The 12,724-nt window shown below is 56.6% G+C and carries 8 protein-coding genes; all 8 read right to left on the reverse strand.

From position 1 onward, the window contains the following. Positions 1 to 55: 55 nt before the first annotated feature. The 8 genes from rimI to ACP3PW_RS01170 all read right to left on the reverse strand — a co-directional run bounded on the left by rimI (position 56) and on the right by ACP3PW_RS01170 (position 12,511). A complete protein-coding gene (gene rimI / locus ACP3PW_RS01135) occupies positions 56 to 535 on the reverse strand; it encodes a ribosomal protein S18-alanine N-acetyltransferase (RefSeq protein WP_426414813.1) in 480 nt (159 codons plus the stop codon). Continuing rightward, positions 513 to 1,454, reverse strand: a complete 942-nt coding sequence (locus ACP3PW_RS01140; RefSeq protein WP_426414814.1) for a hypothetical protein — start codon at positions 1,452 to 1,454, stop codon at positions 513 to 515. Before ACP3PW_RS01140 ends, rimI begins: the two co-directional genes overlap by 23 nt. A gap of 16 nt (positions 1,455 to 1,470) precedes the next feature. Beyond that, complete coding sequence (locus ACP3PW_RS01145; RefSeq protein ID WP_426414815.1) at positions 1,471 to 3,018, reverse strand: 2-isopropylmalate synthase; 1,548 nt, start codon at positions 3,016 to 3,018, stop codon at positions 1,471 to 1,473. A gap of 146 nt (positions 3,019 to 3,164) precedes the next feature. Continuing rightward, entirely contained in the window at positions 3,165 to 3,815 is a 651-nt protein-coding gene (locus ACP3PW_RS01150) for an OmpA family protein (protein WP_426414816.1), read from the reverse strand. A gap of 142 nt (positions 3,816 to 3,957) precedes the next feature. Then, entirely contained in the window at positions 3,958 to 6,711 is a 2,754-nt protein-coding gene (locus ACP3PW_RS01155) for a LuxR C-terminal-related transcriptional regulator (protein ID WP_426414817.1), read from the reverse strand. 570 nt (positions 6,712 to 7,281) lie between these two features. Continuing rightward, positions 7,282 to 8,652, reverse strand: coding sequence for a DUF1329 domain-containing protein (locus ACP3PW_RS01160; RefSeq protein WP_426414818.1), 1,371 nt, complete (start codon positions 8,650 to 8,652; stop codon positions 7,282 to 7,284). A gap of 26 nt (positions 8,653 to 8,678) precedes the next feature. After that, a complete protein-coding gene (locus ACP3PW_RS01165; protein ID WP_426414819.1) occupies positions 8,679 to 10,601 on the reverse strand; it encodes a DUF1302 domain-containing protein in 1,923 nt (640 codons plus the stop codon). Positions 10,602 to 10,822: 221 nt separating this feature from the next. Further along, positions 10,823 to 12,511, reverse strand: coding sequence for a fatty acid--CoA ligase (locus ACP3PW_RS01170; RefSeq protein WP_426414820.1), 1,689 nt, complete (start codon positions 12,509 to 12,511; stop codon positions 10,823 to 10,825). Positions 12,512 to 12,724: the final 213 nt, after the last annotated feature.

Consider the following 12,724-nt stretch of genomic DNA (forward strand, 5'->3'; position numbering starts at 1 on the left):
ACACCCGGAGCGTTACGAACTCTTGCTATGGGCAGAATTGCTGGAGGCGGCAGGATTAATCGTTCCAGAGCGCCTCTCCCTCTATGGTGTAGGCCATAATGAGGCAATCCTCCCGGCCCTCCACAGAGGGATAGTAATTTTTGCGCCTGCCCAGCTCGTTGAACCCCATCGATTCATACAGGTGGATCGCCGGCAGGTTAGATGGACGCACCTCTAGAAACAGGGTTTCCGCCTTCACCCCCAGTGCAATATCGAGAAAATGTTGTAGAAAATCCCGCCCTATCCCCAGCCCCTGGGTTTCAGGACTCACGGTGATGTTGAGCAGGTGAGCTTCCCCGGCAGCGGCACTAAGCACCCCATGGCCTATCAGGCGAGAGCCCTTCTCGATCACCCAGCAGCTGTAACCGGGTTTGAGACAACCGGCAAAAATGCCTCGGGTCCAGGGGTGGCTGAAGGCGCGCACCTCCACCGCCATCACGGCGTCCAGGTCGCTCTCCTCCATGGGGCGGAAGCTATAGTCCCGATCGGTGGACATCCTGGCCCTCCTGCGCCTGCTGCAGGTAAGTGCGCAAACAGCGCCAGGTATCGCGCTTTAATTCCGGCAACTTCATCAACGCATTGAGACTATGGCACAGCAACAGGGTCTTCCCTTCATGGGTGATCACTGCGCCAGGTTCACGGCTCTCATTCAACACCAGCGAGATCGCCTGTGGCCCCAACAGCATCAGCTGACTGCTCCGCTGCCAACGCTCGTCACGCTGCAACCAGTAATGCAGGGTGTCGTGAGCCACGGTACTCCCCTGATCGATGGAGCCATTGTCAATCAACGGCCAGTGGAAGCCCCGGCGCTGCTCCATGGTCAGCGGCCAGCCAATACTGCGCACGATATCCTGCAGCAGCTGCTGGTGAAAGCGGGTAAAGCCGCCGACCTCAAAGTGAGGAAGGTCTGCAATCACCCACTGGGTGTCGCTCAAGGCGATGACCTCCAGCCGGCAGCGGGGAACCTCTACGTCGACCACAGGCTCCTGCGTATGGGGGGGCTCCTTTACAACCGAACGCTCCGCAACCAAAGGATTCCGCTGCAGCGTCTGGCCAGGTTCCGGTAATCCTGGTGCCGGTGCCGGTGCCGGTTCCTGCGCCGAACGTTTAAGCGCATCCAGTGCATCACGACCCGTCCCCCCGGTTGTGACTACAGGCTGGGGCGCCACGGAAGCGCCAGAGGGTCGATGGGGTTGAAGGGATTCACTCTGCTGTGACGGCGCCGATGACGGGCTGCCGATACCCGCCGGGGTGGCCAAGACTGCTGTTCGCGTGGGTAACGAAGCCGCTACCTGGTCATCGGGCCAGACCCAGCGACAGCGTTGTGATGGCTTGGCGCAGGGCAGAACCTTACGCGCGAACCAGGGTTGAATCCCCATCGCGTCCAGATATTGTTGGCGTTGCTGTTCAAGCACGACGCAGAGCTCTTAGCTAAACATCCGCAATCTGCGGATGGGCCCGTTCAACATTAACGCACAACAGGTTAAGCGCGTTGATGTAGGCTTTTTCGGAAGCCACAATGATATCGGTGTCTGCTCCGGAACCATTCACAATACGCCCCCCCTTCTCCAATCGCACCGTCACCTCGCCCTGAGAATCGGTACCTTTGGTAATGGCATTAACCGAGTACAGCGAGAGCGTCGCACCAGAGCCCGCTATCTTCTCAATCGCTTTGAACACTGCGTCTACCGGCCCGTCACCGGCGCACTCGACACTCTGCTCCTCGCCATTGACGTTAAGGGTGACTCTCGCCATTGGCGTTTCCCCGGTGCGCGAGCAGACCTCTGAGCACACCAGCTTGTAGGTTTCCTCTATTTTTGCTGCCAGGGTGTCGCTGACCAGGGCCTGCAGGTCTTCATCAAAAATCTCGTGTTTTTTGTCAGCCAACTCCTTGAAGTTGGCGAAGGCGGTGTTGAGCTCTGACTCGGTGGCAAACCCGATACCCAACTCCTCCAACCGGCTCTTGAACGCAGCTCTCCCCGAGTGCTTGCCCAGCACCATTTTGTTGGTGGTCCAGCCAACGCTCTCTGCGCTCATAATCTCGTAGGTTTCCCGATGTTTGAGTACACCATCCTGATGAATACCGGACTCATGGGCAAAGGCATTGGCCCCGACAATCGCTTTATTGGGTTGAACGGGAAAGCCGGTGATTCCGGAAACCAGTTTCGAGGTAGAAACGATATGCCGAGTGTCGATATGTGTATCCAGCCCCAGCAGATCCTTACGGGTCCGCAGCGCCATCACAAACTCCTCCAGCGATGCGTTACCCGCGCGCTCACCCAGCCCATTGATCGTACACTCAACCTGCCGTGCCCCCTTTACCACTGACGCCAATGAGTTAGCGACCGCCAACCCAAGATCGTTGTGGCAATGAACGGAGAAGATCGCCTTGTCAGCATTGGGAACGCGGGCGATTAACTGGGCAACGGTTTCACCGAACTGATGAGGAATGGCATAACCGACGGTATCGGGAATATTGATCGTGCGCGCACCCGCGTCGATGGCAGCCTCGATGATACGGCACAGAAAATCGATCTCCGATCGCCCCGCGTCCTCGCAGGAAAACTCGACATCGCCGATCAGGTTGCGGGCACGCTTGACGGCGTGCACCGCTTGCTCAATCACCTGCTCGGGCTGCATGCGCAGCTTGTGCTGCATATGAATGGGCGAGGTAGCAATAAAGGTATGTATACGTCCAGAAGCCGCGCCCTTGAGGGCCTCACCCGCGCGGTCAATATCTCCATCGAGGGCCCGCGCCAGGCCGCATACACTGCTGTCCCGGATCGCCTCGGCGACCGCCTTAACCGACTCAAAATCGCCGGGGCTAGCAATTGGAAAGCCAGCCTCGATGACATCGACCTTCATCATCTCAAGGGCGCGCGCAATGCGCAGCTTCTCCTCCCGCGTCATCGATGCGCCAGGACTCTGCTCACCATCGCGCAGCGTGGTATCAAAGATCACTACCCGATCATTGCTCATACCCAAACTCCCCTCTTGTTTCTCACCAACGGTACAGCATTTACCGCCCACCTAATGGCGGCCAGTTTATCAGTTTAAACGGCGGGAGAATATGTCAGGAGGGCTTCAGCCAGCCACCCATTAGGTCGCTGGCTGAAGGGAATCGACTATTGAGCGACAGGGGGGCGCAGGTTAATTTCAACGCGACGGTTCAACGCCCGACCGCTGGAGGTACTATTGCTGGCGATAGGCTGATCGGGACCCGCACCAAAGTAGGTGATGCGCGGACCAGCAATACCCTGGTTCACCAGATAACTGGCAACACTTTGACCGCGCTTTTCAGACAGGGTCATGTTGGTCTGGTGTGACCCCGTGCTGTCGGTATGACCAACAACCTCCACCGCATTTTCATCGAACTCTTTCAATACCAGCGCGACCGACCCCAACACGCTGTAAAAGCTTGCCTGGATATTATAGGAGTTGGTATCGAAGGTGATATTGCCCGGCATAATCAGCTTGATGTCGTCGCCATTGCGCTGCACCTGTACTCCGGTACCCTGCAGGCGTGAGCGCAACGCGGCTTCTTGCTGGTCGGTATAGTAACCATAACCGGCACCGGCGGCACCGCCAAGGGCTGCCCCGGCTAGCGCGCCTTTTTTACCATTGGCAAGGCCACCCACTACCGCCCCCGCCAGAGCCCCAATACCTCCGTACTTGGTTGTTTTATTGACCTCTTCCTCACCGGTATAGGGGTTGGTAGTCTGGCAGCCGGCCAGTAAAAAAGCGCTAAGGGTGATCGCAGTTAGCTGTTTTATCATAACAAATAGTCCTGTATTCAATGGCATCCAGCGCCGGAAAAAAAGAACTCAAATCCTGCGCCGCCGAGGGGGTTGACAACAATCTATCAGAAAAAGTGTAAAGGGAGGGTAATGGACTTCACAGCGTCGCATATTTACCCATTTAAACCAGCCCCAGCTCACGAGCCCTGGCCGCCGCCTGGGTGCGGCTGCGCACCTCAAGCTTATTGTTAATACGCCTCGCATGGGTCTTGACCGTATGCAACGAAATAAACAGTTTGTCGGCAATCTGCTGATTGGAGAGACCGCTGGCAATCAGCGCCAATACCGCCATCTCGCGCTTACTGATTGGCTCATTGAGCTGGCGATTAAGATCCAGCAAGCGTTGCTCTGCGGCGTCTCCCTGTGGGGGACTAGAAGCGGGGCAGATCATCTCCAGCATCCGCTTCGCAAATTCATTGCTTCCCATGCGCCGCAGGGGTTCAACGATGGCATCGCCCAGCTCACGGAAGGGGAAGATCACCTGCTGGGTTTCCAATAGCGCAATGGCTTCGGGGAGGCGTTTATCGGCTGTAGTTCGATCACCTGCGGCTTCTCGCGCCGCCGCCTCATAGAGCAAAGCGACCCCCTGATAACTGGAGAACTGCTGCAGAGCGCACTTTTCAGCGCTACGAGCAGCCAGGGAAGCCGCCGCTAAAGGATCGCCGTCGGCCACCAGCAGCCGACAATAGATCACTTTGATCAATCCCGGCAGAAAATGGAAATAGGGCGGCGGCCAGACCTTCTCACTGTCGTAAAGATCGATCAGCCGTTCGAGCCAGCTCCGTGCCAGATCCAGCTTGCCCTGATAGATCCACAGATCGCACTTTAACGTGGTCAACCAGGCGAGATAAAAAACCTGGGGGATATCCCACAGGTTCATCAGCCGTTCCACTTCGGCCAGCATATTGAAGGCCGCACCAATATCCTTGCGATTACGATAGATAAGAATACGGACCGTGTACCCAAGCACCACCGAGACATCCCGGGCTCTCTCGGCGATGGGAATCCCCCGTCGCGCCCAGCTCTCTGCCTCATCCAGATTTTGCTGCTGCCAAAGAGCAAACCCCTTCAGCATATAGAGCCGCCCAAGGCTGGTGGTGTCGGCATCCCGATACATGCGCTTGGTGTACTCATCAATATGGCGCAGCGCGATGCTGAGGTGTCCGCGCGCCATCATCAACGTTGCCTGGTCGAAGCACATCAACAGCTCGAACAGGTCATGCCCTGACTTTTGAGCCTCCTCCACCGATTGCCGGTTGTATTCCCGGGCCTGCTCCAGATCGCCACGACTAAGAAAGCAGTTACAGAGAATCGACAAGCAGATAATGCGCGCACCGAACGACTCATTGGGCAACAGCGATAGCGCACCCAGTGCGCTCTCTTGCGCCTGGTCCAGATTCGATTGCCCTCGATGAATAACCGCGCGAATCGCCAGCTCCTGACCACGATAAAACGCATTCTCGCCAGACTCACTCTGTTCGAGAGTGCCCACAAGCCGCTCTGCCTCAGCTAGCTGGCAGCTCAACGCCAGCGCCCAGCTGTAGACCACCACCAAACGGGGGCGACCGAGGATCAGCTGCTCCGGCAACTCCGAGCGCCAGTTCAACAACTGGGATAGATTCTGCTCGGCAAGCAGCTGCTCTTCCGACAAACCCTGTACTAAACGTGAGGCACCATCAAGATCGTTTGCGCGCAACGCGTATTCCACCGCCTGCTGCATCTGCTCCCGGTTTTGGTACCAGCGGCTGGCGCGCTCCCATACCAGGGTGCTGCGGAGCGTTCCTCGCTTGCTACTTTGCTCCCGCAAAAACTCGGCAAACAGGTGATGATAGCGATACCAGGTACCCTCCTGGTTAAGGGGAATCAAAAACACCCCCTTGCCACGCAATAACTCCATCATTTCGGCGCTGTTCTCACGCTGCCCGACCGCATCGCACAGCTTGGCGTTAAAGCTATCAAGCAGGGAGGTGTCGAGAAGAAACTCTCGAAGCTCTTCGCCGAGGCGCGCAAACACCTCCTCCAACAGATAATCGGCGATGAATTGTTCCGTACCCTTTAATGCCCGGATATGCAAGCGCGGGTCCTCCTCACGACTGACCGCCATTGCAAACAGGCGTAAACCGGTAATCCAGCCCTCACTGCGCTGCTCCACCAGTGCGATATCATCAGCACTGAGACCGCTAAACCCCTCCCCGACGAGGAAGCTCTCGATCTCCTCATGGGTGAAACGCAACTCATCCTGCCCCAACTCCTCGAGCTGTCGGTTGAGCCGTTGCTTTGAGAGTGCAACGCCCATCTGGTAACGGCTGGTCAACAACAGGTGGATATGGGGCGGTAGATGATCGAATAAAAACTGCAGGCATTGATGTACCGCTTCGCGGTTGATCACGTGATAGTCGTCGAGCGCCAAGACCAATGGGTGCTTTAGCTGCCATAGTTCTTCGAGCAAAGGCGCCAACACTAGCTCGAAGGAGAGGGGCTGATGAGCCTGGTGAGCCTGGAGCTGCTCCAACGAAGAGTCCCCTGCCCCTTCATCCAGACAGCTACTTAGCGCATGCACCAGATAGGTCAGAAAGCGTTGCAGATTGTTGTCACGTTCGTCAAGAGACAACCAGGCAACCCGGTGATCCACCGGTAACTGCTGCAACCATTCGATGGCCAGGGTTGATTTTCCGAATCCCGCAGGAGCGCTGATCACGAACAGACGACAGCCGGATTGATTCAAACGCTCGAGCAAGCGCGCCCGCGGAATATGTCCCGCAGGCAAGGGAGGGCGATACAGCTTCATCCCCAGAATGGCTCCCGGAAGCGGCGCACCGCCTCCGCCCGCGCTAGCGGCCACCGGGGATGACTCTATCTCTCGATTCTCTACCATTTTCGCCCTTGTAACCCTGCTGCTCGAAATACAGTACATCGCCGTATTCCGTCATTATATTTAACATTATGCAGTGTTGGGCGAGGGCAAATCAATGCGGGGAGATTGTTGCCGGTTAAAGATCCACGCCTTCGAGTTGATCGGGTTTCGGCCCGGAGGACAGATTCGGCGTATGCTCGAGATAATGCCGGTCAACCAATGCCCCGCACCACCTGTAGATCGGGCTATAGGCCGACCTTTAGCCCGACGGTTGGCAGAGACTGGGCAGCATTCCGCTGGCGGGCTGAAGCCCGACCTACGGATTTTCGAGTACGCAACTACGGGATGCCCCGCGAGCATGACGAATAGGTAACGCGGAGCAACGGCTTGAGGCGGCGGCATGACACGAGGGGGAAGGGGTGATCCGCCACTCACACCATCCCTGGCTCTCGCGATCTACCGCCCATCCCTTTTGATCGCTACCGCCATCCCTGGCTCTCGCGATCTACCGCCCATCCCTGGGCATAAAAAAGCCGGGCGCGGCCCGGCTGAAGAGAGTAGGTTGGCCCGCTTGGGCGGGCCGATTGTCGCTTAGCGACGCCCCTCACGGCGCAACGCCGCCGGGGTGTACTGCTTGGAGGAAACGTCAAAACCAAACTGGTAACCGTTGCTCTCCTCGTTCTGCAGACCCAGCAGCAGATAGCGGCCGGAGAGCAGATCGTTAAGGGTTTCCGCAGCGTACCATGGGGTATCGATCGGGTAGTACTGCATATTGTAAGACTGGGCTACGCGCCACAGCTGGCCACGGCCATCGAAGTGATCGATAACAGACGCCTGCCAGGTATCCTCGTCGAGGAACATCACACGCTTGGCGTAGATATGACGCGCATCTTCACGAAGGGTGCCGACCACTTCCCACACCCGATGCAACTCGTAACGGGTGAATTTAGGATCGATGTGACCCGCCTTGGCGATATCGGCGTACTTATGCTCCTTGGAATAGAGGTCGTAGTTGTTGTAGGGGATATACATATCCTTCTTGCCGACAAGTTCCCAGTTGTAACGATCGGGAGAGCCGTTGTACATATCGTAGTTATCGGCGGTACGCAGACCATCGGTCGCCGTACCCGGACCGTCATAAGCGACCTGGGGCGCACGACGTACACGACGTTGACCCGCGTTGTAGACCCAGGCCATACGTGGCTGCTTTACCTGATCGATGGTTTCGTGCACCAACAATACATTACCCGCCAAACGAGCCGGCTCTACCACCCGCTGCTTGAAATAGAACAGCAGGTTGCCGACATCACCACTGTAGTCAGAGACCTTATTACTGAAGGTAAACTCATCCTCAAACTTAACCGGGGTGAAGGAGCCGTTGTTGTTAGGCGTGATCTGCACAATGGTGCGCTTCACACTGCCGCCACGGTAACGCACGATATGGTTCCAAACCGCCTCAACGCCGGTTTGCGGCAGCGGGAAGGGGGTGGAACCAATATTGCTGTAGTTCTTGAGACCGTTGCCACCATCCACGGTTTCTACGGTGGTGGCATTTTCGAAGGTCTGCTTCAATACCTCGCCCGGTACCGTAGAGGTACGATGGGTCGGATAGATCGGCATGGTGTAGGTTTCGGGGAAACGCTTGAACATGGCGATCTGGCCTTCGCTCAGCTTATCCGCATACTGCTCGTAGTTCTGTGCCGTAATAGTGAATAGCGGCTGCTCATCGGCGAAGGGATTTTCCAGCGAGCCATCTTCGAGAAAAGGCGCGTACTCCTTACGCAAACCACCGGTCCACTCAGGGATGGTGCCATCGGCACTGGCCCCACGCTCGGCCCCCATGGGGGTGAGATCCTTATTCAAGCGCGCGGCCTCCTCGGGGGAGACGGCGGCCATAATACTGGCGCTCATCAGGGTCAGCGCTACCGCGCCTGCGCCAATCAGTTTCTTATGCATCATCATTATTTTTATACTCCGTTATCCGTCTCTTAGAAGGTCATACCGACGCTGGCCGCTACAAAGTCGCGGTCACCACTGGTGTTGTATTCACCGTCAAAGAAATCGGTGTAGGAAATGCTGGCGTTGTATTGGTTGAGATAGTCCGCGCGCAAGCCAACAGAGACCGCCTTGCGATCCTCAACGAAGTTGGTGTTGGGCGAATAACCGTCCACATCGTGCTTCCAGGCGATGGAGGGCTTCAGGTTAATACCGGCAAAGACATCGTTATAATCCGCACTCGCCCGCACCTGGTAACCCCAGGAGAAATCGGTGACGAAACCTTCGTCTTCACAGTAGTTGTTTTGACCGCCACTCAAAGTGACCGCCAAGGAATCACAGCGGCCGTTTGGCAGGGGCCCTGGGCCAAACACAGGGTCACGGCCATAGCGAAGCTCACTAGAATCCTCCATTGCGCCGACCCAGTTACCGGCAACTTCACCGACCACCGCGACTCGACTGGCACCCATCACCTGATCAAAGAAGTGAATTGCAGTCACTTGAGCCTGGGTCACTTCCAGGCGATTGTATCCCTGCGTGGTTCCACCTGGCGCACCCTGAATAAGGGAAACATCAGGGTCCAATGGCGTAATACCGGAAAACAGTACGTCGGTGGTATTGAGCCCAACAGGCGCATTCGGACGATAGCTCACCTCACCACTGACGGCGGTCGTTCCCACCGTGGTGGCAAAACTGAGTCCGTATAAGCGAATATCTTCCGCATATTCCATGTAATAGCTGGAATTACCGGCGACAATGGAGGATGCCGTAGCTGGAATAACGGCACCTAGCGCTCCAGCTGGAACACCGGCTGCTATAAGATCAGCTGCATACCCACCACCGGCGATATAACCGAAGACAGAGGGGTCTGCGCCCTGACCACTCAACACCGGGGCGCGGCTATGGTAGTTAATAAAGTAGGCGCCGAACTCCGTATCGTTCAGCTCGGGTACATACCAGCGCAGTGCTGTACCCCACTGGCCACTGTCTCTTGGCTCATCGTTCTTGACCCGGGAAACAATAACCCCTTCTCCGTATGGAGACCAATCAACACCTGCATTTTTCATTACGCCGATAGTCGGCGCACCAAGAGCCCCGAGTGCTGCGCTCAAATCCTCTTCCGGTAACAATACCGCCAGATTCTCATTGCATCCCAACGCCGCCACATCAGGGCCGGAGAAGAAGGTGCCGCAGTTATCCAGGGTAGTCGGCTCCCATGAGAACTGGTAAAAGGCTTCAAACGACAGGTTGTCGGTCAATCCTTGCTGAACAAACAGCATGGGAACGGGCATCAGGCCCTCTTTGATCTCGGCGCCGGGCTTACGGAAGGCGGAGACATCGATCGGGTTGATGGCGTTGATACCGTTCTGGATAAAGGTGGACTCACCCCAACTCACCACCTGCTTACCAATACGCACGCTACCGGGTTGCTCGAGGAACTCGTAGTTATGCCATGCGTAGGCATCGAGGATGGTAGCACCCTTGGTGCGAGCCTCCTTGTGGCGCCCCTTGTCGCTGATGTTCTTAAACTCCTGATCGCGACGCTGCTCGAAGTCGTACCAGTATTTACCCCGCACGAAGACACCGCTGTCGCCGTAGCTCAGCTCGAGGTCGTGAACGCCCTTGACCACCTCGGAGAACTTATCCCCACTCTTGTAGTTCAGGTGGTTATCATCGGTGGTTTGTGACAAGCCCTTGCCACCGTTGTTGTTACCGATCAGGTTCTTATCCGGGCCGGATACCGACCAGCTCACCCCGTAGGAGATATCGGAATCGAAACTACCCTGAACCTCGCCATCCATCAGTTCAAAACTGATGGCCTGGGCCTGGGTCGATAGCACCGCGGCCGTTACCGCCGCTGCCAGCGGCAGACGGGCAACCTGATGCCAGGTGCGTGAGGAATTACGCATACTCATTGGACACTACTCCGTTGTTATTATCGTTTTTATGACGTTATTGAGGCGTTAACCGCCCCTATTATTGTTTGGGTGCGCCGGCGTTTACCGCCAACTGACACCCGGATAGACACTACAAAAACTCCACCCCTATCGTGACACCCACTATAGCCCTCGTATTTAAACCTGTTCATCATCCTAAAGAGTGAAATCGGGGTTAAGGCCGCCTCCCTTGATATCGATCACACGGAAGAGAGAAAAGCACCCTCGCCATTGAGGTAATCGGCGTATTCGGCACGAATCTGCTTCTTGTTGAGCTTTCCGACGCTGGTTTTGGGGATCGACTCCACTACCGCGATCTGGGTCGGGATCGCCCATTTATTGATGCGCCCCTCGTCCACATAGCGCTTGAGGTGCTCCTTGACGCTTGTCGCATCGACCGCCTCGCCGGGTTGCACCACCACCAGCGCGAAGGGGCGCTCATCCCACTGCGGGTCGGGCACACCCACCACCGCTACTTCGGAGATCGCCGGGTGCAGACTCATCAACCCCTCCAACTCCAGCGAGGAGACCCACTCGCCGCCGGTTTTGATCACATCCTTGATGCGGTCACGAATTTTAACGACCCCCAGCCCATCGATGGTGGCCACATCACCGGTATGCAACCAGCCATTGGCCCACAGCTCTTCGCTTTTCTCGGGTTCTTTGAAGTAGGCCTGGGTGAGCCAGGGCGCGCGCACTACAATTTCACCGACACTGACGCCATCATGGGGTTGGGCATTACCCTCAGCGTCCACCACTTGAAGCTGCACCAGAGGAACGGGCGTTCCTGCAGCGATGCGATAATCAACCTGAGCCTCATCAGAAAGCTCCTCACGCATCACCTCGGTGACATAAGCACCACAGAGCAGCGGGCAAGTTTCCGACATACCGTAGGCGGCAGAGAGCTGTACGCCTTTATCCTGAGCGGCCAGTGCCAAGCCCTTATTGAGAGCTGATCCACCGATCAGCACCTTCCAACCTTTAAAATCAACTTCTTGTGCCCGCGCACACCCCAGGATCATCTGGATAATCGCAGGCACGCAATGGGAGTAGGTTACGCCTTCACGCTGCTGCAGCTCGACCAGCAGGTCGGGCTCGTAACGGCCCGGGTAAACCTGCTTGACCCCCATCATGGTCGCAACATAGGGAACCCCCCAGGCGTGGACATGAAACATCGGCGTTACCGGCATATAGACATCGTCGGAGTTCATCAGCGGATTGCTGCTGAGGGCCCCCATCACCGCCGTTTCAACCAGGGTATGCAGCACCAGTTGACGATGGGTGAAGTAGACCCCTTTCGGGTTGCCGGTGGTACCGGTGGTGTAAAACGTCGTAGCGACGCTATTTTCATCAAAATCGGGGAAGTCACAGTCGGGAGACTGCGCCGCCAGCAGCGCCTCATACTCACCAACAAAGGGCAGGTCAGCGGGCACTTGGGGATTGTCGCTATCGCTTATCAGCAGGTAGTTTTCTACCGTGGTAAACTGATCGTGTATCCCTTTTAGCAGGGGCAAAAACTCATCATTTACCAGAATCAGCTTGTCTTCGGCGTGGTTCACCGTGTAGGTAATTTGATCCGGTGACAGGCGCACGTTGATGGTATGGATAATCGCACCAATCATCGGGATCGCAAACATCGCCTCCAGATAGCGATGACTGTCCCACTCCATCACCGCGACCACATCCCCAGGGCCGATGCCGGAGGCCTTCAGGGCGTTGGCCAGGCGAGCTATGCGTTCGTTAAGCGTGTTGTAGTCGTAACGCACCTGATCCCGGTAGACAATCTCCCGGTTAGCCTCGTAACGACGCCCGGAGAGGAGTAGCTGCTTTATCAACAGGGGATAGGGGTGCGCCGATGGAGTCGGCTCCAGAATACGGGTTTGAGACATAGGATCGCTCTTATTGTTGTTATACGGCCCGCAGCCAACTGCGCAGCGGACTAAAATCGATCTAGCACGTCTACTATATCCAGCCTCCGAGTACCCCCCTATCGCCATAAAGTATGATTTTCGATCGACAAGGGATGATTCGGGCCCCGATGCGTTACGACTTTGGTACTATCCCACCCCAGTCAACGATTAGCCTTCGGGGCGCAGCCCAAT

Origin of the sequence: Aestuariirhabdus sp. LZHN29, from assembly GCF_049985285.1 — a bacterium.
Taxonomy (GTDB): Bacteria; Pseudomonadota; Gammaproteobacteria; order Pseudomonadales; family Aestuariirhabdaceae; genus Aestuariirhabdus.